Origin of the sequence: Paraburkholderia sp. CHISQ3, from assembly GCF_030464945.1 — a bacterium.
In the GTDB taxonomy this organism is placed as follows: domain Bacteria; phylum Pseudomonadota; class Gammaproteobacteria; order Burkholderiales; family Burkholderiaceae; genus Paraburkholderia; species Paraburkholderia megapolitana.
This window is the reverse complement of sequence record NZ_JALPRG010000002.1, coordinates 633,621-654,860: the sequence shown is the minus strand read 5'-3', so window position 1 is coordinate 654,860 and position 21,240 is coordinate 633,621. Positions and strand designations below refer to the sequence as shown.

At 60.8% G+C, this 21,240-nt stretch carries 16 protein-coding genes; 10 read left to right on the top strand and 6 right to left on the bottom strand.

Annotated elements, in window-relative coordinates; genetic code table 11:
* The first annotated feature begins 81 nt into the window (after positions 1 to 81).
* The 5 genes from sodB (at position 82) to M0D65_RS06640 (ending at position 5,182) form a co-directional block, all read left to right on the top strand.
* On the top strand, positions 82 to 660 hold the full coding sequence (gene sodB, locus M0D65_RS06660; RefSeq protein WP_266251955.1) for a superoxide dismutase [Fe]: 579 nt from the start codon (positions 82 to 84) through the stop codon (positions 658 to 660).
* A 216-nt stretch (positions 661 to 876) separates the two neighbouring features.
* Complete coding sequence (locus M0D65_RS06655) at positions 877 to 2,043, top strand: gamma-butyrobetaine dioxygenase (protein ID WP_266251954.1); 1,167 nt, start codon at positions 877 to 879, stop codon at positions 2,041 to 2,043.
* Positions 2,043 to 2,633: an HD domain-containing protein gene (locus M0D65_RS06650; RefSeq protein ID WP_266251953.1), complete on the top strand. Its 591-nt coding sequence runs from the start codon at positions 2,043 to 2,045 to the stop codon at positions 2,631 to 2,633. Before M0D65_RS06655 ends, M0D65_RS06650 begins: the two co-directional genes overlap by 1 nt.
* Positions 2,634 to 3,135: 502 nt before the next feature.
* The gene (locus tag M0D65_RS06645; RefSeq protein ID WP_266252042.1) at positions 3,136 to 4,200 is read left to right on the top strand and encodes an ABC transporter substrate-binding protein; all 1,065 of its coding nucleotides are present in this window, start codon (positions 3,136 to 3,138) and stop codon (positions 4,198 to 4,200) included.
* Positions 4,201 to 4,315: 115 nt separating this feature from the next.
* Complete coding sequence (locus M0D65_RS06640; protein ID WP_266251952.1) at positions 4,316 to 5,182, top strand: LysR substrate-binding domain-containing protein; 867 nt, start codon at positions 4,316 to 4,318, stop codon at positions 5,180 to 5,182.
* Between the two features lie 85 nt (positions 5,183 to 5,267).
* Here the strand turns inward: M0D65_RS06640 and M0D65_RS06635 are convergent, their stop codons facing one another.
* Positions 5,268 to 6,578 (bottom strand): lipase family protein, encoded by a 1,311-nt coding sequence (locus M0D65_RS06635; protein ID WP_266251951.1) that lies wholly within the window; start codon positions 6,576 to 6,578, stop codon positions 5,268 to 5,270.
* Between the two features lie 528 nt (positions 6,579 to 7,106).
* On the opposite strand from M0D65_RS06635, the gene M0D65_RS06630 reads away from it, so the two are divergent.
* The 4 genes from M0D65_RS06630 (at position 7,107) to M0D65_RS06615 (ending at position 14,067) form a co-directional block, all read left to right on the top strand.
* Positions 7,107 to 7,712 (top strand): rhomboid family intramembrane serine protease, encoded by a 606-nt coding sequence (locus M0D65_RS06630; protein WP_266251950.1) that lies wholly within the window; start codon positions 7,107 to 7,109, stop codon positions 7,710 to 7,712.
* A 409-nt stretch (positions 7,713 to 8,121) separates the two neighbouring features.
* On the top strand, positions 8,122 to 10,536 hold the full coding sequence (locus tag M0D65_RS06625; protein WP_266251949.1) for a glycoside hydrolase family 95 protein: 2,415 nt from the start codon (positions 8,122 to 8,124) through the stop codon (positions 10,534 to 10,536).
* A 97-nt stretch (positions 10,537 to 10,633) separates the two neighbouring features.
* The gene (locus tag M0D65_RS06620) at positions 10,634 to 12,763 is read left to right on the top strand and encodes an alpha-galactosidase (protein WP_266251948.1); all 2,130 of its coding nucleotides are present in this window, start codon (positions 10,634 to 10,636) and stop codon (positions 12,761 to 12,763) included.
* 92 nt (positions 12,764 to 12,855) lie between these two features.
* Positions 12,856 to 14,067 (top strand): hypothetical protein, encoded by a 1,212-nt coding sequence (locus M0D65_RS06615; protein ID WP_266251947.1) that lies wholly within the window; start codon positions 12,856 to 12,858, stop codon positions 14,065 to 14,067.
* A 104-nt stretch (positions 14,068 to 14,171) separates the two neighbouring features.
* On the opposite strand, the gene M0D65_RS06610 is transcribed toward M0D65_RS06615, so the two are convergent.
* The 3 genes from M0D65_RS06610 to clpP all read right to left on the bottom strand — a co-directional run bounded on the left by M0D65_RS06610 (position 14,172) and on the right by clpP (position 16,972).
* Positions 14,172 to 14,513, bottom strand: a complete 342-nt coding sequence (locus M0D65_RS06610) for a DUF4148 domain-containing protein (RefSeq protein ID WP_266251946.1) — start codon at positions 14,511 to 14,513, stop codon at positions 14,172 to 14,174.
* A gap of 250 nt (positions 14,514 to 14,763) precedes the next feature.
* A complete protein-coding gene (locus tag M0D65_RS06605) occupies positions 14,764 to 16,101 on the bottom strand; it encodes a chloride channel protein (protein WP_266251945.1) in 1,338 nt (445 codons plus the stop codon).
* Between the two features lie 202 nt (positions 16,102 to 16,303).
* The gene (gene clpP, locus M0D65_RS06600; RefSeq protein ID WP_266251944.1) at positions 16,304 to 16,972 is read right to left on the bottom strand and encodes an ATP-dependent Clp endopeptidase proteolytic subunit ClpP; all 669 of its coding nucleotides are present in this window, start codon (positions 16,970 to 16,972) and stop codon (positions 16,304 to 16,306) included.
* Positions 16,973 to 17,189: 217 nt separating this feature from the next.
* Between clpP and M0D65_RS06595 the strand changes: the two genes are divergently transcribed.
* Positions 17,190 to 18,152, top strand: a complete 963-nt coding sequence (locus M0D65_RS06595; protein ID WP_266251943.1) for a sigma-70 family RNA polymerase sigma factor — start codon at positions 17,190 to 17,192, stop codon at positions 18,150 to 18,152.
* Here M0D65_RS06595 and M0D65_RS06590 read toward each other — a convergent pair.
* Both M0D65_RS06590 and mdtD read right to left on the bottom strand, forming a co-directional pair.
* Positions 18,108 to 19,382: an EAL domain-containing protein gene (locus M0D65_RS06590; protein ID WP_266252041.1), complete on the bottom strand. Its 1,275-nt coding sequence runs from the start codon at positions 19,380 to 19,382 to the stop codon at positions 18,108 to 18,110. The genes M0D65_RS06595 and M0D65_RS06590 overlap by 45 nt on opposite strands.
* A gap of 300 nt (positions 19,383 to 19,682) precedes the next feature.
* Positions 19,683 to 21,119 carry a multidrug transporter subunit MdtD gene (mdtD, locus tag M0D65_RS06585; RefSeq protein ID WP_266251942.1) on the bottom strand — a complete coding sequence of 479 codons (1,437 nt, stop codon included), beginning with the start codon at positions 21,117 to 21,119 and terminating at the stop codon, positions 19,683 to 19,685.
* Positions 21,120 to 21,240: the final 121 nt, after the last annotated feature.

Below are 21,240 nucleotides of genomic sequence, written 5' to 3'. Positions count from 1 at the left end.
GTTATTCCAAGTCGCCTACAATCGAGTGCTCTACAGCGTCATCCGCGAACTCCCCCCACAAACAGATAGAAGGAAAGCATCATGGCACATACCCTCCCGCCGCTTCCGTACGCCGAAGACGCCCTCGCACCGCACATCTCGCTAGAAACAATTCAGTTCCACTACGGCAAGCATCATCAGACCTATGTGACCAACCTGAACAATCTGATTCCGGGTACCGAGTTCGAGAACCTGTCGCTGGAAGATATCGTGAAGAAGTCGTCGGGCGGCATCTTCAATAACTCCGCACAGATCTGGAATCACACGTTCTTCTGGAACAGCCTGTCGCCGCAAGGTGGCGGTGCACCGTCGGGCGCGCTGGGTGACGCGATCAATGCCAAGTGGGGTTCCTACGACGCATTCAAGGAAGCGTTCACGAAGACCGCCATCGGCACGTTCGGCTCGGGCTGGGCATGGCTCGTGAAGAAGGCAGACGGTTCGCTCGACCTCGTGTCGACGAGCAACGCCGCTACGCCGCTCACTACCGACGCGAAAGCGCTGCTGACGATCGACGTATGGGAGCACGCGTACTACATCGACTATCGCAATGCTCGTCCGAAGTTTGTCGAGGCGTTCTGGAACGTCGTGAACTGGGACTTTGCAGCGAAGAATTTTGCGTAAGCAGGGTGCGGTTGTAGCGTGACGATGTAGCGCTCGAACGTGCAATAAAGCTGGACACGCAGTAAGAACGAAAGCCCTCATTCGTGAGGGCTTTCTGCTTTCTGGCGCTCGCATTATTTGTTGTTGTTTGCTGTCCACGAGCCATAACCATTTCGGGGTCTCGTCCCCAAGATCGATTGTTTGTCGCTGGATCGGAACGGGTATGAAATACGGCCTGTGACGACTCAGACGACGGGCAAGAACGTGGAAACGACGAGCATTCTGGACGACGGGAAAGCGCTAGCTGTGAGGTTTAGCGACGGCATCGAGCGGCGCTTTCACGCCATATGGCTGCGAGACAACGCAAGCGATGCATCGACCCGGGCGCAGGGCAACGGTCAGCGGCTGATTACGCTCGGCGATATTTCGCCGGACACACGGGTTGCCTCCGCTTCGATTGACGGGAAGACCGTCTGGGTGACCTTCCGGCCAGGCAATCAGGAGATTGCTTACGACATCCAGTGGCTTGCCGGACATGCGTACGACGGGCTGCGTCCCCAGGCACCGGGCTGGACCGCTACGGAAATCGAAACGTGGGATGCGGGCCTCGCCCAGAACGTTCCGTGCGGCGATTTCACAGCGGTTAGCCGCAGCGAGGACGCACTCGGCGACTGGCTCTACGATATCCGCCGTTACGGTTTTGCCAAGCTGGCAGGCGGCCAGGTGAAGCCCGGAGCGCTCCTCGAAGTCGTCGACCTGTTCGGCTACGTCCGCGAAACCAACTACGGCAAGATCTTCGAGGTGCGGACGGAAGTTAACCCGAACAATCTCGCGTTCACGGGGCTGGGTCTGCAGGCGCATACCGACAACCCCTATCGCGATCCGGTGCCGACGCTACAAGTGCTCTACTGCCTCGAAAACTCGGCGACCGGCGGCGAGAACATGGTGGTAGACGGATTTCGCGTCGCTGAGCGTTTGCAGCAGGAAAGCCCACGAGGTTTCGATCTGCTGACGCGCTACTGCGCACGTTTCGAATACATCGGCAGTGCCGGTGTTCATCTGCGTTCGCGTCGTCCGATGATCGAGTTGATGCCCGACGGCGAACTCGTCGGTGTGCGTTTCAACAACCGGTCGGCCAGCGCCATCGTCGATGTGCCTTATGACGATATGGACGATTACTACCGCGCGTATCGCCGCATGGGCGAGCTGATCGATTCACACGACATGCAGGTGGCTTTCAAGCTGCAACCAGGCGAATCCTTCATCGTCGATAACACGCGCGTTCTGCATGCGCGTCGCGGTTATTCCGGCGAGGGCTCCCGTTGGCTGCAAGGATGTTATGCCGACAAGGACGGGTTGCTGTCGAAGCTGGCCGTCATCGAGAAACAACGGGAGCACGCGTGATGACGACTGCGATCAAACAGACGCTGGATGCCGACAACATCGTTGCGTTTATCGGCGATATTTTCGCGCGACGCGGCGGCGAGGAATACCTCGGTGAAGGTGTGACGATGGCCGAGCATATGCTCCAGGCTGCGCATCTCGTCGAACAGAACGGCGAAAGCGATACGGTGATCGTGGCGGCGCTCCTGCATGACATCGGCCATTTCACGAGCGAATTCGGCGCGTTCTCGATGAGCGACACGAAGGACAACTATCACGATGCGGCTGGCGCCGTCGCGGTCGAGCAATTCTTTCCTCGCGCCGTGACCGATTGCGTTCGTCTGCATGTCGCCGCGAAACGTTATCTCTGTGCCGTCGATCCCGGTTACTTCGCGAAACTGTCGCCGGCATCCGTGCATTCGCTACGGCTTCAGGGCGGTCCGATGACGGATGAGCAGGTAGCACGCTTTAGCCAGAACCCGAATCTCGAGGATGTAATCAAGGTTCGCCTGGCGGACGATGCGGGGAAGGTTACCGGTGCGAGCACGCCCGACTTCGCGCACTACGCGCCATTGGTGCAACGGCTCGTGGACGCGCATTGTATGAGGTGAACGCGGCCGGTGGTGGAAGATAAAACCCAATTGATTTCGTTTGATTCGGAATCGATTGGGTAATTGCGTTTATATATTTTAATTTATAAAATAATAATAGAAATCTATTCGATGTCATTGGACTGACATGAGGCATGAATAATATATTTGATATTCCCTGTAAATGTCGGAATGTTTATTGACACCCATTGGAGCACGAATTTTTCGTGTTCTATCGATGCGAACCCAACGTGCTGTAGAGGCCTTGTAGCGATCGTATGCCGCGCCCCTGTGCTTCGATAGCAGCCGTTCCGCTTGAGGCGCAGCGCATTGGATTGTCGTTCTCGTCAGATATTTTTGGATCGAATAGCCAGATGACTGACAGGCCAGTGCTCGTCCGTTAAATCTGTCCATATCTAGTATCCCTGCAATTCAACCTGAATCGGTGTTTTGGAGAAAAATCATGAAAAATTATTGGATGAATTATCTGAAATTCGCTGCCGCCGGTCTCCCGGCGCTTGGTATGGTGAATCTGCTCGGCATGAACGCGGCGTGGGCCGAACCTTCGGCGCAGTTGATCGCTGCCGCAAAGGCAGAAGGTCAACTGACCTTGATGGGACTGCCGCGTGACTGGTGCAACTACGGCCAGCTGGTCGACGACTTCAAGGCGAAGTACGGACTCAAGGTCAGCGTGTTGAATCCCGACGCAGGGTCGGGCGACGAAGTCGAAGCGATTCGCGCGAACAAAGGCAACAGCGGGCCGCAAGCGCCGGACGCCATCGACGTCGGCCTGTCCTTCGCACCCAAAGCGAAAGCGGAGGGTCTGCTCGCTCCGTACAAGGTGGCGACGTGGAACACCATTCCCACCGAGGCAAAGGATGCCGATGGCTACTGGTACGGCGATTACTACGGTGTGCTTTCGTTCGAGGTGAACGCCGATCTCGTCAGCAAGATTCCCACTGACTGGGCCGATCTGCAGAAATCCGATTACGCCAGTTCGGTGTCGCTGGCAGGCGATGCGCGCGTGTCCAATCAGGCGATTCTGGGCGTATTCGCTGCGGGCCTGTCGCGCGCGCACGGCGACGTCGCAAAGGCCGGCGACGCGGGCCTGCAATACTTCGCGGAGTTGAACAAATCCGGCAACTTCGTTCCGGTGATCGGCAAGGAATCGACGCTCGCGCAAGGCACGACGCCGATTCTGATTCGCTGGGACTACAACGCGCTTGCCGATCGGGACTCGCTGAAGGGTAATCCGAAAGTGCAGGTCGTCGTGCCGAAGACTGGCGTCGTTGCAGGCATGTATGCGCAGGCGATCAGCGCCTATGCGCCGCATCCGAATGCCGCGAAGCTCTGGATGGAATACCTCTATTCCGACAAGGGCCAGTTGACGTGGTTGAGCGGCTATTGCCATCCGATTCGCTTCAAGGACCTGACGGCGACCCACAAGATTCCCGCCGATATGATGGCGAAACTGCCTCCTGCGGCCGCATATGAAAAAGCGGTATTCCCGACCCTTGACCAGCAGGATGCGTTCAACGCGATCATCACGAAGCGCTGGGATCAGGTCGTCGGCGCGAACATCAAATGAGTCGCACACCTGCGGTGGCGAAGAGCCGGATCTATCCTTGACCGCGCTGCTCGGTGCGAACGACCTTTTCATGTAACGTACCGGGCTAACACGACTTCACGGTTGCGAGCCACTCATGAACAAGCCGACTACGGGTCTTCCGCCTCTCGAATGGGTTCGCGTGTTCGAGGCGGCCGGACGCCTCGGAAGCTTTACGGCAGCGGCCAACGAACTGGGTTTGACACAGGCGGCCGTCAGTCAGCGCATCAAGAATCTCGAGGCGCGACTCGGCGCGCCGTTGTTCGACCGGCGGGCTCGCGGAGTTGTGCTGTCGATGCAAGGCGAGGCGTGGCTGCCGCACATCCAGGTGGCGTTCGGTCAGTTGCTGGGCAGCACCGTTAATCTGTTCGAGTCGCCGCGACAGAAAATTACCATCGCGGCTTCCGCGTCGGTGATTACGCTCTGGATCGCGCCGCGACTGCCGGCGATTACTGCCGCACTGCCCAATGTCCAGCTGACGTTTGAAACCGTACAGCGGCTTCCCGACTATGGCCTTGCGGAGGCGGACTTCGAGATTCGTTTCGGTGACGGCGTGTGGCCCGAACGTCGCGCGAAGCGGCTCTTCAGGGAAGAACTTGCACCGCTTGCTGCTCCGGCGCTGACTGGAAAGAAAAAACGCGGCTGGGAACACCTGCCGCTTATCGCGACTTCCGGGCCTCGGGTGGGCTGGCGCGACTGGTGTGCAGTCAACGGAACGCAGTTGCCCCCTGTGCCGTCGCTGCGATTCGATACGTTCGTGCTGGCGCTGCATGCTGCCGAAGCCGGCGCAGGCGTACTGCTCGGCTCACTGCCGCTGTGTCAGTCGGCGCTTGCTGCAGGTCGCCTCAAGCGCCTGACGTCGAACGCGCTCGCGATGGATGGCACCTACTGGATCACCTGGCCCGCGACCATGCCGGACTATGCGGAGCACCGGACGTTGATCGATTGCCTCACTGAAGCGTAGCGAAATGCGTTGACTGGCCATCGGCACCTGACCGATGGCCTCGAGCAACGAGCATTGACGTCTTGTGTGAAGACGTCAGCCAAGCCTAGTGAACCGTCTCAGGCGCTAGCGAGCTGCTCGGCAGCAGGCTCGTGATCCAGCAGTTGCTCGGCGCCGTTTTCCCCGCGAAACGATCGTACAGCCACGGCAACATCCCCACTGCCCACACGGCAGCAGTAGCCGCGTGTTCGAGCGGATATTCGGTGTACACGACAGGTGTGCCGCTCGCACAGAACTTTTGCGCCAGCGCGCGCACATCGGTGGCAAGCATGACGCCGTCGCCGAACTGCAAGGGATTCGAACCGTTGAGAATGCCCAGATAACCTTGACTCATGTACATCGGAATCGTCGGCGATCCAGCGAGCCCGGCGTTCACGACGTTGGCGTACTTCACGTAGGCCGGAATGCTGTTGATGTCGTTGGCGTACTGCGGCTTGAGCAACGTCGCCCACTGTAGCCCGAGGTACTTCGGCAGGATGTAGGCCAGCGACTGGTTCTGGATATCGTTGAACACCGCCAGCCCCTGATCGTTGAGATAGGGCGTGAAGTCGATGTTGTACGCGCGTCCCAGACCGACGAGCGCCGCCGGCGCAACGCCACCCCAGACTATGCTGCCATTCACGTAGTGGAGGTTGTGGGCGGGATCGACCAGTATTCCGCCTTCCGCGGCACCGACGAGCAGCTTGTTGATATCGGGCGCGTAGGTTGGCGCAAGCTGCGCGGCCCAGTTGGTACCGATCGCTCCACCCGAGTAGCCAATGATCGCAACCTTCGTAGCAGGGCTCAGGCCGGTGGAAGGTGTGTTGATCGCAGCGCGAATCGAATCGAGGGTCGTCATGCCGTATTCCGGGCCGGCTGCGAAGTCCGCAGTCTGACCTTCTGTGTCGGGCACGATCAGGTTGTAGCCGAGCTGCAGCAGCAGGGCGAGCGGAATGGATTCCGCACTGTAGATGAAGCTTCCCAGATTGATGATCTTGCTGATGTCCTGATCTCCAGCGATGACCTTCGACGGTTCATCGTAGGGATTCAACGAGTCGTAGGCCGACTGGTAGGAGATTGCCTGGCCGTTGCTGGCCGGGCTCTGGATAACCGACGTCACGTTGACGACGGGCTGGTTCTGCGCGTTGTTCGTGCGGTACAGCAGTTGCTGTGCCGTGACCGGCGTCGCAATTCCCGCGACGTGATAGGGCACGGTCCGCGTCTTGAGCACGGTACCCAGCGGGATCGAAGATAGCGGTGTGCTGCCGGTGTAGGTATAGAACGGATCGGTTGCGGCTACGGTAACCGGAGCCGCAACCGCCAGCGTCGTTGTCACCGCTGCCGCAACGGCTGCGAGTAAGCGAAGTTTCAGGCCCATACGATGACTCTCCTGGATGGAGCCGGCGATCTTTTCGTGGTCCGCCCCCACGCATCCGTTATCGCGATAGCTTGGGTACGGGCGTCGCCGACATAAGCAGGCCGATCCGGGTAGCCGGAGATAACCTGCTGGATTGGGTGTGCTCGGGATTGACTCAGTCGTGCTGTGGGGTACGACAGGTGTTGCGTCAGAAATCGGGGGGCGCCATCGCTCGTCTCCTCGTAGTTTTGGAATCCTATTTATCAAGCATATTTAATATTTCTCTACCGCCACTGGCTTACTCATTTAAGCACACAGCACGAGTTTTTACCGCCGTTTGGAGCTAAAAGCCTAATCGGATAACAAGCTAATTTTGAGATGACGAGGGTTATCGCATTGCGGTGTTAGCGACGTCATAGTGGAAGGGTTTCAGCCGTTTCGAGTGCATCATTTGTGGCCGCCGGAAGGAGATTTTTTGAGTATTATCTGGCGCAGGAGTTTCTACAAAACCCCGGTAATGAAACACAGAAGATTCAGGACCACCGAGCCATGACGAGAGTCACAGCACCCCGTTCGAACACAACGGTCTCCATTGCCTCGCTTAAACCGCGTGCGGTACTCCTCGTCTGCTTTGTCGGCTCCATGTGGATGGTCTGGGCGGTCTCGGCGGCTTTGCCGTTTCTGAACCTGGCACAGTATGGTGTCGTGCCTCGCACATTTCGCGGTCTCGTCGGCATTCTGTTCGCACCGTGGTTGCATGCCAACCTCGCGCACCTGATGGCGAACACGGGCGCCCTCGTCGTGCTCGGCTGGCTTTGCATGTGGCCTCGCATCGCGGAGTTCTGGCAAGCGACACTCGCCGGTATGCTCGGCGCCGGCGCGACTGCGTGGCTGCTCGGCGCACCGGACACGGTGCATATCGGCGCGAGCGGGCTCGTGTTTGGCTACGCCGGTTACCTCGTCGCACGCGGGTGGTATACGCACAGCGTCCTTTCTATTGTGGTCGCGCTGTTTGTCGCGGGCGTTTATGGCGTTAGCGTGCTGTCCGGCGTGTTGCCGCTCACGCCGGGCATTTCCTGGCAGAGCCATCTCGGTGGAGCACTAGGCGGTATTCTTGCGGCGCGCATCGCCGCACGCGTGCGGCGCTCCGGCTGACTGCACACTCGCAGGGTCGCTTTTCTGATGCGAAAGGGATCGGACACAGGGCAGTTTCGCTCTCCGCGAACAGGCCAATCCACGCATTGAAGATAAAAACACCGTCAACCTGGCTGACGGGAATAATAAATCAGTAATCCATATGTATTGGATAAGCTGGAAATCTAAAGCGATCCTCAAATCCGACATCGGTCGACCGAAAATATCGAGACGTGGCCTCGCGATAAAAGATTCGTTTAACTAATTTAAATCTAAAAAACGACCTGAATATCGCACGAGTTGGCCTCAAATAATCCCACTATTTGCAATGCTGTTCCAGGGGAAAAACCTAATGTCTGACCAAACCTTACCCGTGCATATTTGAACGAAATATTCATAGGTGGATTCAGCATAAATCTTACCAGGAGACATGATGAAAATTTTGGTCAATCAAAAGCGGCGCAAGCTGCTGAAGTTAGGGGGCGCGGCTGCCATCATCCCGGTTGCCGGACATGCCGGCGCTGCCACCAGCTCTCCATCCGGTACAACCGGTGATCCCTCAGCATTCCCCACCGATTCAGCTTCCCTTTCAATATCGTCAGATTCATCGCTTGTATCCCCCGATCAGGCGCTGCTGTTCAACTACGACACGCCTGCGGTCGAATCGAGCATCCAGTTTCAGGGCTTGCCGGTCGGCAACGGACGTCTGGGTGCGATGTCGGGCGGCGCCAGCGACCGCGAAGCGCTCTACCTGAACGAAATCACGTTGTGGTCGGGCAGCAAGAACGTCGTCGATCTCGCCTACACGACGACGGGAATGGGCAGCTACCTGACGCTCGGCAAGCTCTACGTCGATTTGCCCGGTCACGCCGGTGCGACGAACTACCAGCGTTCGCTCGACATCAGCAATTCGATCGTGCGTACGCAGTACAGCGTCGGCGGCAGGAGCTATAGCCGCGAGATCTTCAGCAGCTTTCCCGACAACGTGATCGTGATTCGTCTCGCGTCTCATGGCGGCACGTATAACGGCACGATTTCCCTTGTTGACGGACAGGGCACGCAGACTGTCGGCGAATCGAACCAGGCGCTGTCGTTCTCCGGTGCGGTGAGTGGCAGCGGCGAACTGTACTCAACCTACATGGCCGTCGTGCCGGATGCGGGTACTGCGACGCTCAATGCGGCCACTGCGCAGATCACACTCCAGGGTTGCCCGGCGCTCACGATCATCGTGGCGGCCCGCACCGACTACAACGGGCGTTACGTCGACAATTACCTGAACGGTGTCAGTCCGCGCGACACCGTAATCGCCGATGTGAAAAGCGCAGCGGGCAGGCGTTACCGCGACCTGCTCGAGCGTCACGTGCGGGACTACCGCGCGCTGTTCGGACGCATGGACCTCAATCTCGGCAGATCGACCGATGCGCAAAGAGCGTTGACGATTCCGGAGCGCCTGGTGGCGCGTCAGGCTAACCCCACCGTGGCCGATCCCGAACTCGAAGCGATGTATGTGCAGTTCGGACGCTACCTCACGATCTCATCGTCGCGCGGCTCGCTGCCTGCGAATCTGCAAGGCTTGTGGAGCACCACGAACAACCCGCCGTGGATGGCCGATTACCACACCGACATCAACATCGAGATGAATTACTGGCTGGCCGATCGCGCCGGCTTGCCGGAGTGCCAGCAACCGTTCGTCGATTACGTCACCGGACAGTTGCCGTCGTGGCAGCAAAACACCCTGAATCATTTCAACGATGCCGCGAACGTGAATTACAGCAATTCGGACGGCAAGGTGGCGGGCTGGACCGTGGCGATTTCGACGGGCATTTACGGTTCGGTTGGCTGGGACTGGAGTCCGCCTGCGAGCGCCTGGTATTGCCGCACGCTGTGGAATCACTACCAGTACACGCTCGACAAGGCGTATCTCGCGAGGATCTATCCGGTCATGAAGTCGGCCTGTGAATTCTGGCAGGCGCGTCTGATCAGGGACCCGGTATCGGGCCTGCTCGTCGACGACAAGGACTGGTCGCCGGAGCAGGGGCCGCACCAGCAGCTCGGCATCACGTTTGCGCAGGAACTCGTCTGGGATCTGTTCACCAACTACGGGACAGCCAGCGGACTGCTCGGCAAGGATGCGAGCTTCGCGCAAACCATCGCGGGTCTGAAATCGCAACTCTATCTGCCGAAGGTAAGCCCGACGACCGGGCAGCTACAGGAGTGGATGGACGACAGCATCGTCGGCGAGGTGGGGCATCGCCATCTCTCGCCGCTGATCGGCTGGTTCGAAGGCGAGCGGATCACGCTCGATAGCGATCCGAAGCTCGTCGCCGGTGTGAAGGCACTGCTCACCGCACGCGGTTTCGATTCGTTCGGTTGGGCGCTCGCGTGGCGCATCGCGTGCTGGGCGCATTTCCACGATGGCGCAACCAGCTATTCGATGATCCCGAAGTTGCTGCGTTATTCGGAGGGCAACGACGGGATCGACGGCACGTTTGCCAACATGTTCGATGCGTACGCGCTGTCGAGCAACTCGTCGGCGTTCCAGATCGATGCGAACTTCGGCGGGCCGGCAGCGATTCTGGAAATGCTGCTGCAAAGCAGGATGGATCGCATCACGGTGCTGCCCGCGCTTCCATCGCAATGGGGCACGGGGCACGTCACCGGGTTGCGCGCGAAAGGCGGCTTCTCGCTGGATCTGAAGTGGAGTCGCGGCGCGCTGTCGTCGGTCAAGCTCACCAGCGTGGGTGGCACACGAACCACCTTGCAATACGGCAGCGTGGTGCGAGCCGTAACGGTGCGAGAAAACGGCACGGCAACATTCGACGGCAACCTGCGACCGCTTTCGTGAACCACTAGTGAACCACTAACGGGCCGCAAGGCCCGCAGCAAAACATTGTATCGGTGCTTACCGGGAAGCCCCCGGTTTCATTCAACCAAGGAAAATCATGAAAACCCTGAGTCGCACGCAGGTGTATCTGCTTTTCGTGAGCGTCTTGATGGTCTTCGGCCTGGTCGCCTGCGGCGGCGACCAGAATTCCACCGAGGCGGCAAGCGCCCTGAAGGCCGTGGCTAACACGGCCACATCGGCTGCATCGGCCGCAGATGCGCTCTCGCAACGAGGAGGCGCACCGGCGCAAAGCACGATCGCATTGCCGCCGATGGGCTGGGCATCGTGGAATGCGTATGGCTGCACCGTCACCGAAGATCTGGTGAAGACAGCCGCGGATGTGATCTCCGATGGTTTGAAGAAAGATGGCGCGCTGAAGAAAGCGGGCTACAGCTATATCAACGTCGACGATTGCTGGTTCGCGCCATCGCGCGACGCGCAGGGCAACCTGGTCGCCGACCCCGTCAAGTTCCCGAGCGGCATCAAGGCGCTGGCTGCCTATGTGCACGCTCGCGGCCTGAAGTTCGGCATCTACGAAGTACCCGCGGCCGAAACCTGTGCCCAGCGCAATAACCTGTACCCAGGACACACAACCCCGATGGGCAGTCTTGGGCACGAAGTGCAGGATGCCAACACGTTCGCCTCATGGGACGTCGACTACGTGAAGTACGACTGGTGTTCGCCGGACGGCACGGTCGACGATCAGGTCGCGGGTTTCCAGATGATGCGCGATGCACTGAACAGCGCGGGGGCTGCGAAGAATCGACCGATTGTCTACAGCATCAATCCGAACAGTTTCCACGTCGACAAGACGGGCCGTTCGTATGACTGGGGCCAGGTGTCGGATCTGTGGAGAAGCACTGAGGACATCACGTACGACACGGGCACACCGGGCCATCAAAGCACGCCCGATTTCTCCCGGATCGTGAACCAGAATTTCTACGGCAATCTGTTTCCGGAGGCGCAGCACACGGGCGTCTATAACGATGCGGACATGATGCTTGCCGGGTTCGGTCTGACGGCTGCGCAGGATCAAACGCACATGAGCTTGTGGGCGATTTCGGGTGCGCCGCTTATCCTGGGTCTCGACCTGACGACGCCGGTTAGCGCAGCAACGATGGCGACGCTGACCAACCCCGAAGTGCTGGCCGTCGATCAGGACGTACGCGGTATGCAGGCAATTCGCGTAGCAGAGCCGCGCGACGGTCTGGGTGTGTGGGCCAAGCTGCTGTCCGGCCAGGGTCGTCGTGCGGTGGTCCTGCTCAACACGACGGGGACCGCGGCAGCGATCACGGTGAACTGGGCAGACCTCGGGCTGAGCCCCAGTGCTTCAGCCAGTGTCCGCGACATCTGGGCACACCAGGATCTCGGTTCGCATGCGTCCAGCTACACGGTCGCCAATGTACCCGCGGGCGGCTCCGTCATGCTGACGATCGCCGGTACAGACGATGCAACGAAAGTCGAGCCGGCCACACCCGAGAAGCACGAAGCCGGCGTAGCACGCTATACGTTGAACGCGACCAACGGCGGGTACATCGACGTCGACTACCAGAACACAGGGAAATCCGCGCTGAAGGTGCCGCTGATCCTCAACGAAAGCGTCCTCACGACGATTACGCTTCCCGTTACCAGCGGAAACGCGCAAGGCAGAATCACGCTGTACATGCCGTTCCAGCCGGGCAGCAACAAGTTGACGTTCGTGCTCCCCAACCCGGGCCGTCACGCACCGACTGTCGGCAAGGTGACGTTGATCGCCGGTCCGCAACCTGCATTGCCGCCGGTCATCTATGCGGCAGCAGACCCGGCCAATACCGTCCAGGACGCGTCGGTGGCGGAGTGCAACATCTGCAGCGGTAACGAGAAGATCGGCAATCTCACCAACTCGGATTCGAGCCTGCAGTTCAACAACGTCGTTGCTGCCGCCGATGGACAGTACGCGGTTCCCGTCGTGTACATCAGCGCGGACGACGGTGGCGGTGCGCCTCGCGCGTTGAATGTGAGCGTGAACAACGGGCCGGCGGTTGCCGTGCAGTTTCCGGGTGAAGGCACCTGGGACTTCCCGATCCTGTCGAGCGTTCAGGTCGTGGTGCCGCTGAAAGCCGGCACGAGCAACACGATCAAGTTCTCCACGATACCCGGCAACTACGGTCCCGATCTGGATGGCCTGGGCCAGGCAGTCAAACAGTAAGACGGTGTGTGACGAATCGATGCCGCCGGGTTGCCGGGTTGTATCGGCGGCATCGCATAGATAGCGATCTATAACGATCCATGGAGACAGGCATGAAGAATCTCTTGATGCGGATTGCGCTGCCGCTGGTACTGGCTGCGAGCGCGGTCCAGGTATCCGTCGCCGCCGACACGGTTGCTCAGCCCGATACCGCCGCAACGACAGCGGCAGCGTGGCAAAAAGGCTCGCGTTTCCGGCATGACGAAGTCGCGGTGCTGTTCGTGATGGGACAGAGCAATAGCGCGGGCCTGAACGGTCTGCCCGCCAGTTTCGTGTTGACCGGTGCCGCGGCTCCGGGGGCCGGCAGTGGTGCAATGTCCGCGCCCAATGTTTGGGGTATTCGCAATGACGGCTGGGGGAATATCACCGGCAACGCCGATGGGTCGGGACCCTCGTTCACCCAACCGATCTCCACCATCGATCACGTGTCCTGGGTGAACTGGACCGACAGCACGTCGTCCGACATGAACCTCGGATACTACGGCGGCAGCGGAAACGCCGCGAATTTCGCGGCTTATGCGTGGCAGTCGGCGATCAACGCCGGTGAGCCGCTGCCCGATCTGTACATCATTCATATCGGCTGGGGCAGCCAGGGTGTGGACGTCGCGGACGATGCATTCAGCGGTTGCTGCGACTGGACCGTGCATGGCGTCAATCTCTGGCAACCGATGCTCGATGCGACTAAAACCCCGACCTGGGCGCTTGCTCCGTTTGCGCGCCGCATGATGTACCTCGGGCTGAAGCAGATTCTCGCGACCGGCAAGAAGCCGCGCGTTCTCGGTCTCGAGTGGAATCAGTGGGAAGCGGAAGCTGCGCCGCTGAACTCCGCCGGGAATGCGACGACGATCGGTCGTGCGCCGCAAAACTACGCTCATCTGTTCAGCAGCTTTTTTGCGTCGGTAGGTTCGGCGTTTCCGGTGATGATCGTGAAGCCGTTATCGACTGCGTACGACAACGTCACCAATGGTGTCGCGCCTTATAACCCCGCAGCGCTCGCGTCGATGCAAAAGGTGTTCGGCGGTTTTGTCGATGCGGATGCACGCGTCTTCAGTTTCGTCGATGCGTCGCAGTCACCCGACTGGAACGGCCAGGGACCGGGCTTCGGTATTTTCCAGGGTGGCTCGCTCGGTGGCGGGGATGGCAGCGTGCACTACAACCTCGACACGCAGAAGTGGTTCGGCGAACAGGCGATCGCGGCATGTCTCGGCAGTGCGAGATCGTGCGGGCCGCGCATTGCAGCGCTTCCGCGACGGCTACCGAATTGAGCGCAGATCACGTTTCAACGAGTCTATGAGGTAGCGACAGCGAAAGCTCCCCGAGGTGGGAGCTTTCGTTTTTTGTTGAACATAGTGAGTGCCTGAAAGGCGCATCAGCTGCCGAAATACAGCGAGCAGAAGCTCACGGGTCCAACACACGACGCACTGTGATTCGCACCGCTCATCGGAGCACGCGTACCGCTATTGCTGGCACCGGACGCCGCCGCGCCGACACCGCTCGTATCCTGCGCCTTCATCTGCGCGACCTGATGCGCGTAGATCGGACTTACGTCGGGATACGACGCATCGGTGACGAAGCGCAGCCCGTCGTTTTCGGCCTGAATCAATTCCTGCCGGACTTCGGCACGGGTCTTTTCCTGTGCGAAAGCGTTCGTGAATACGCCGCTCGAAGCGATGGCAACGAAGGACACGGCGATGAGAGAGAGTTTGTTCATTTGGAACTCCTGAGTGGTGAGAGACGACTGCTGTGTTCATAGCCGTAAACCTCACCACACACGCCGATATTCCCGCGATTAGAAAAAACTTTAACGATGCCGTGCGTGAGCAGGCTGGCATCGCGCGACCGCACGAGTGCACAGAAAATATCGACGACAACGGGGAATAAGAGCGAACGTCAGGTGTTGTACGTCGCAATCAGCGCGATGAGCGCCCTACGAGCGCTGCATCGAAAGACGAAGCCGATCGTTACGCCGTGCGTTCGATGCTGACCGCTCCAACCGGCCTTTTCGCCGGAACGAACGGCAACGGAAACCAGCGTGCCGCCAGCTTGAGCGTGCTGACCGATCCGCCCACTGCAAGCAGGATCGGAATCAGCAGATCGTGATTGACGCGCGTGAACTCGAGGATGAGAACCACCGCGGTGATCGGCATCTGCATCGACGCGGCAAGGAACGCCGCCGCGCCAACGATAGCGAATGCGCCCGGTTGCATGCCAGGCCAGATCTGGTTCAGCAAACCGGCAATCACCAGTGCAAGCAGTGCGCCGATGGCAATTCCAGGTGTAAGCAGACCACCTTCGGCGCCGCTGCGCAGACTGCTGCTGGTGATGACGACCTTCAGCACGAGCAGTATCGCCGCTAGCCCGACTGTGAGGTGGCTGTCGAAGCTGAGCCCCGCCGGTCCTTTGCCGTTACCGAGCAGTTGCGGCCACGACATTGCAAGCAAGCCGATCACAGCGAAGTTGAGTATCGTCAGAACCGGCAGCCGCCAGTCTTTCGGTGCGAGTGCGCGTGCCCGGCTTGTCAGACGCGTAAAGCCATACGCTGCGAGTCCGAACAGCGGCCCGCATACCACTGACCACACCATCAGTTGTGCGGTCAGTGTGAACTGCGGCACCTGGTACTGGTGCTCGTTGCCCAGACCGATCCACGCGACGACTGCTGCAATCGCGGAGGTGGCGAGAGCTGGCACGACAACGGCCCAGTCGAACGTGCAGAGCAGGACTTCGAGCACAAACACCGCGCCACCGAGCGGCACGTTATAAACCGCCGCGAGACCGGCTCCGGCGCCACAGGCCACCATGATCTGCCGGTCTCTTACCGAAAGCCCGGCGCGTTGCGCCAGCCAGGCGGCCCACACCGAGCCGATTTCGCGCGGTGCAACTTCGCGGCCGAGCGGCGACCCCATTGCCACGGTGATGATCTGCAGCAGTGCGTGGATGGTCGTGCTGACACGCGGCATGCGCGGGTTATCGCTTTTCACCGCCTGGCGGATGCTGACGAGCGGGCGGCCGAAACGGTACAGCGCCCACCATCCGAAACCCGCAATCAAACCACAGACCGTGAGCACGAGCAGACGTCGCAGCGGGAGCGTGTCGGTCACGCCTTCGAGGAAGCTTTCGGTACTGATCACGTGCGCCACGCTGTAGCCGTAGGCGACGTGCTGGATTGCATGCAGCAGGAGCGCGAGCGCCATGCCGCCGATGCCAGCACCCACGCCCGTCAGAACGGTGACCACGGCAAACCTCACGAGCGAACGAGGTGCCTCCGCGGGTCCCGTGCGACGATCGATCTCGGCTGACATGTTGTGGCTCCCGGTATAGGTGGACATTGAGTCGCGGCTGACGGAATCGTAACTCCCATCTGGCCGGATTCTTTGCCCTGAATACTATTCCGCAGCGCAGCATGATTCAAATTGTTTATTTGAATCAATTGATGCGTGTTTTGAATATACCGGGGGCCACACGTCTTCTGATGGCAACTGCGGGGTACTTCACGGCGTCGTCTTAAGTTGCCGGCCCAGTCAACATCGCCGTAGCCGCTGAGTCCGGCAGCGCATGCCGCGAACTCAACACATCGTCGATCAATCCATATTCCTTCGCCGCCGCGGCCGACATGAAGTTATCGCGATCCGTGTCTTTCGCGATCGTTTCGATGTTTTGCCCGGTGCGCTCGGCAAGTATCGAGTTCAGCCGTTGGCGCTGATAGAGCACTTCGCGCGCCTGGATGTCGATATCGGCGGCCGTTCCCTGGCTGCCACCGGACGGCTGATGGATCAGGATCCGCGCGTTCGGCAGCGCGTAGCGCTTGCCGCGCTGGCCGGCCGCGAGAAGAAACGAACCCATGCTCGCCGCGAAGCCGGTGCACAGCGTCGCCACTTCGGGCTTGATAAACTGCATCGTGTCGTAGATCGCCATACCGTCGTAGACTGAGCCGCCAGGCGAGTTGATGTAGAAAGAGATGTCCTTGTCGGGGTTTTCGGATTCGAGGAACAGCAACTGCGCGACGATCAGGCTCGCCGATTGATCGTTCACCGGACCGACCAGAAACACGATGCGCTCGCGTAGCAGGCGCGAATAGATGTCATAGGCGCGCTCGCCGCGGCCGGACTGTTCGATGACGGTCGGCACAAGGCCGAGCCCCGAGAAACCGGGGAATGGGGGATGAAAGGGCATGCGTTCCTCGCAGTGAAAGAGTGGCCTCATGCCGCAAATCAGCGTGGCGTGGGGTTCTAACCGCATGACGCAAGGGCAGGACGTCGCGTGACAGATAAATTTTTTCGCTGGAGTGTCACGCCGGCCGTGGTTCAAACGTCAACCGGAAAAGCGCGCGAGCGCGCGCTGGTTTCACGTTCGTTTTTGGAGCGTTGCGAATGTTACACATGAGTCACACATGACAGAACAGACAAACGATCCCGCAGCGGCCTTCGATGCCGCACGCGCACGGCTGCTCGCGCTCGCGTACCGGATGCTCGGCAGCCGCGCGGAAGCCGAGGACATCGTGCAGGACGCATGGCTGAAGTGGCAATCCGCCAGTACCGACGAAGTGCGTACCCCCGCTGCCTGGCTCACCACGATCACGACGCGCCTCGCGATCGACCGGTTGCGGCATCTGCAATACGAGCGTGCGTTGCAGAACGGTGGCGTGCCGCCGCAACCGTGGCTCGACGAATTCGCGCCGTCGGCGGAAGAGCTTGCATTGCGCGCAGCGGAATTGTCCAGCGGCGTACTGCTGCTGCTCGAGAGGCTCAAGCCCGAAGAACGCGCGGCATTCGTGTTGCACGAAGCGTTCGATTGCGAATACGCGGACATTGCGAAGATTCTCGACCGGCCGCCATCGACTTGCCGGCAGATCGTGCATCGCGCGAAGAGTCGTCTGCAGCGCGCGGGTGCGCCGTTGCCGGCGGCCGATCCGGCCGCGCATACGCGGCTGGTCGAACAACTGCGGGAAGCGATCGATGAACAGGACCGCGCGAGCCTGCTGCGACTGTTCGGCGCGCTACCGGAAGTGGTCGACGATGCGCTCGACACGGTAGCCACGACGACATTCGTCGCGAGCATGAAGGGTTGCGCGGCCGAAGCCATGTCGATGGACGACACGCCGGGTCTCGCGCTGCTGCGCGCCGGCGAGATCGTGGCATGGCTGGATATCACTGCGGACGACTGCGGCACCGGCACCGGCGCCATCGCCGCGCTGCGTGTGGTCACCGATGCGACGAGCCTGCGGGCCGCCAACGCGCAATTCGGTCTGTTCGCCGTGCAACGTCTGTTGAAACGCATTCGCGCACGTTCTCTTGTGCGCCCGTCCGTGTCAGTTACGGTGTGCGGCGACTTCCCAGTTGATGTCGACGCATAGCACCTGAACGCCGTGCGCAGTCTGCGCGGCGATCGATGCGGTGACGCATAGGTGCGCCTCGTTGATCGACAGATACGGTGGCGTCACATGCACGAGGCCTGGCGTGCGCACGGCTTCGATGAAATACGGCCGACGTTCCCAGCTAGCGCCTTCCGAGTGCAGCAACGGACGAAACCGCTTGGCGCGCTGCGATGCGCGGCCGGGCGGTAGCACGTTATCGCCGATCTGCCGGCCTGACGCATCGAGCAGGAAGCAGCGAGCGGTTTCGTCGAGCGCCAGCAGCGCGGTGGTTGCATCCGCCACGGTTTTGCCCGCGATCAGTTGCGTGCTCGCCTGTTTCAGCGCGATGACGTAAGGGGCAAGGCGCTTCGCCTGGGCACGTTCGCGTGCGGCGACACGTTCGCGCAGCGCTGCCGATAGCGCATCCATCACCCCCGCGGCTGTCTGCGGTTTCACCGGGTCGACGCTCGGGCCCGCGAAGTACGTCCCCTGCACGAAATCCACATTGCACTCGAGCGCGATCAGTGCATCGCGTTCGGTGGACAGACCACCCATCAGCACGAGTTGCCCCGATTCGTGCAGCAGCGACACGAGGCCCGGCAGCACGCGCTCGATATGCGAATGCTCGCTCGCCTGCGCAAGAATGCAGCGATCGAGCGTAACGATGTCGGGTCGCAATTGCCACACGCGGTCGATGTTCGAATGCTTCGCACCAAAGCCATCGAGCGCGATCAGAAAGCCGGATTTGCGCAACGCATCGACGATCTCGGCGAAGCGCGTCGTTTCGCCGCCCGCCTGCTCCGACACTTCGAGCACGACACGCTGCGGCGGCAAGCCGAGCGCTTTCAGGCTCGCGAGCAACGCATCGCCGTAGCTCGTGTCCATCAGCGCGGCCGGATGCAGGTTCAGGAAGAGCCACTCGTCGTGGCTGTCGAACGCATTGAAGTTGCCGAGATGCAGCGATTCGGCAAGTCGTCCGAGTTCCAGCAGATCGCCGCGCCGCGCCGCCTGCGTGAACACTTCGTGCGACGGCACTTGCAGCGCCTGCTCGTCGTGCGCGCGCAGCGATGCGTGGTAGCCGATGGCGCGCCGGTGCGACACCGAAAACACAGGCTGGAACACGCTGAAGACGGTGTAGCCGCCATACAGGACGGTGCGCCGGGCGCCTTCGTCGCCGGCCATGGGGCGCGGCGGCTGGAAACCGGGAGGATCGAGGTCGATGGTGCTCATCATGTCGGTCTTGTGAAGGGCGGGCCGTGCGCAAGCTCGCTTGATTCGCTGGGGCTGCCCGCAAGTTTACAGGATAGGCGAGCAAGAAACATGCGCGTGGAGAAAGTGGTTTCTGCGCAGATCCGGCTCACGTTCGTGAGTTTTTGCTGCGCGTCGTGCGTCCTGCCGCACAGCGCTGGTGCGCGACGTGCCCCGAAGTGTTCGTGAAGTGCTGGTTTTGGCGAACGCACCCGAGCATCTGTTGCGGGTAAACCAGTGCGCCTCACCGGCACCGTTGATCGAGCCGGTGTGAGCGCCGGGTCAGGTCCGCTCGGACGGATCGGTTTTCTTCGCCGCGCGGCGGATGTCCGGTGCGAGCTGCGCGAAGATCCACGACGTGCCGGCCGTGATGATGCCGACGCACAGGAACGTCGCGTGGAACGCGGGCAGCGTGTTGACCGCGGTCGCGCGCGGGATCAGGCCCGTGAAGGTAGCGAGCAGTGCGCCTGCCACCGTGACGCCGAGGCTCATCGACAGCATCTGTACCAGCGAAAACAGGCTGTTGCCGCTGCTCGCGCCGCCGGTGCCGAGATCCTTCAGCGTGAGCGTGTTCATCGCGGTGAACTGGATCGAGTTGACGCCGCCGAAGAACGCAAGCTGCACGAGCCGCAGCCATAACGGCTGGTCCGCGCTCGTCAGCGAGAAGCTCGCCATGGCGAGCCCGACCAGCACCGTGTTGATGACGAGGATGCGCCGGTAGCCGTACTTCGTGATCAGCTGCGTGACGATGCGCTTCGACGTCATGCCCGCGGCGGCGACCGGCAGCATCATCAGGCCCGCTTCGAATGCCGAGTAGCCGAGGCTCACCTGTAGCAGCAGCGGGATCAGATACGGCATCGCGCCGCTGCCGATCCGCGCGAACAGGTTGCCGAGCAGGCCGACGCTGAACGTGTGGATCCTGAACAGATCGAGCGAGAAAATCGGCTGCGGTGCGCGCACCGCGTGCAGCCCGTAGGCGACGAAGGCAGCGAGGCTGAGAATCAACAGCACGAGCACGGCGGCATGTTGAATGCCGAGCTCGGTGCGTCCGTCGAGCGCGAACGAGATCGCCACCATGCCGAGCACCAGCAGCAGATAGCCCTTCATGTCGAACGGCGCGGTGTCCGGATTGCGGCTGTCCGGCATGAAGATGAACGTCGCGATGCAACCGATCAACCCGACCGGCACGTTGATCAGGAAGATCCAGTGCCACGACGCGATCTTGACGAGCCAGCCGCCGAGCGTCGGTCCGATCAGCGGCCCGACCAGGCCTGGAATCGCGACGAACGACAGCGCTGGCAGATAACGCTCGGCGGGAAAGGTGCGCAGCACCGCGAGCCGGCCGACCGGCAGCAGCATCGCGCCGCCTACGCCCTGCACGATGCGCCACAGCACGAGCTGCGTCAGCGTATGCGCGTTCGCACACAGCAGCGAGCCGACCGTGAACACGAGAATCGCGCTGAAGAACACGCGCCGCGTGCCGAAGCGGTCCGCGAGCCAGCCCGATACCGGGATCATGACCGCCATCGTCAGCGAATATGCGATCACCACTGATTGCATCCGCAGCGGCAGCTCGCCGAGGCTCGTCGCCATCGCGGGCAGCGCGGTGTTGACGATCGTCGAGTCGAGCGTCTGCATGAAGAAGCCGGTGGCGACGAGCCACAGCATCACGGTGAGCATACGAGGGGACGGCGAGGCGGCGGTCGATGGCGTGGACATGAGGGCCTGGGAGCGTGTGGGACGCGCGGCTGCGACACAGCGCTGCGGTTGAACCTGGTGGACCGGGTAGGCCACATTCTAGGGAAAAGGTCGGGATAGCCCAAGTCCTGCTTCTTTGCGG

What these genes read in the sequence shown, in the direction of transcription:
- M0D65_RS06635 (WP_266251951.1), bottom strand. Translation starts at nt 6,578, where the DNA reads ATGGGCCTGAAACTTCGCTTACTCGCAGCCGTTGCGGCAGCGGTGACA.
- M0D65_RS06645 (WP_266252042.1), top strand. Translation starts at nt 3,136, where the DNA reads ATGGTGAATCTGCTCGGCATGAACGCGGCGTGGGCCGAACCTTCGGCG.
- clpP (WP_266251944.1), bottom strand. Translation starts at nt 16,972, where the DNA reads ATGCCCTTTCATCCCCCATTCCCCGGTTTCTCGGGGCTCGGCCTTGTG.
- M0D65_RS06625 (WP_266251949.1), top strand. Translation starts at nt 8,122, where the DNA reads ATGATGAAAATTTTGGTCAATCAAAAGCGGCGCAAGCTGCTGAAGTTA.
- M0D65_RS06590 (WP_266252041.1), bottom strand. Translation starts at nt 19,382, where the DNA reads ATGAGCACCATCGACCTCGATCCTCCCGGTTTCCAGCCGCCGCGCCCC.
- M0D65_RS06610 (WP_266251946.1), bottom strand. Translation starts at nt 14,513, where the DNA reads ATGAACAAACTCTCTCTCATCGCCGTGTCCTTCGTTGCCATCGCTTCG.
- M0D65_RS06605 (WP_266251945.1), bottom strand. Translation starts at nt 16,101, where the DNA reads ATGTCAGCCGAGATCGATCGTCGCACGGGACCCGCGGAGGCACCTCGT.
- M0D65_RS06650 (WP_266251953.1), top strand. Translation starts at nt 2,043, where the DNA reads ATGACGACTGCGATCAAACAGACGCTGGATGCCGACAACATCGTTGCG.
- M0D65_RS06640 (WP_266251952.1), top strand. Translation starts at nt 4,316, where the DNA reads ATGAACAAGCCGACTACGGGTCTTCCGCCTCTCGAATGGGTTCGCGTG.
- M0D65_RS06630 (WP_266251950.1), top strand. Translation starts at nt 7,107, where the DNA reads ATGACGAGAGTCACAGCACCCCGTTCGAACACAACGGTCTCCATTGCC.
- mdtD (WP_266251942.1), bottom strand. Translation starts at nt 21,119, where the DNA reads ATGTCCACGCCATCGACCGCCGCCTCGCCGTCCCCTCGTATGCTCACC.
- M0D65_RS06595 (WP_266251943.1), top strand. Translation starts at nt 17,190, where the DNA reads ATGACAGAACAGACAAACGATCCCGCAGCGGCCTTCGATGCCGCACGC.
- sodB (WP_266251955.1), top strand. Translation starts at nt 82, where the DNA reads ATGGCACATACCCTCCCGCCGCTTCCGTACGCCGAAGACGCCCTCGCA.
- M0D65_RS06615 (WP_266251947.1), top strand. Translation starts at nt 12,856, where the DNA reads ATGAAGAATCTCTTGATGCGGATTGCGCTGCCGCTGGTACTGGCTGCG.
- M0D65_RS06620 (WP_266251948.1), top strand. Translation starts at nt 10,634, where the DNA reads ATGAAAACCCTGAGTCGCACGCAGGTGTATCTGCTTTTCGTGAGCGTC.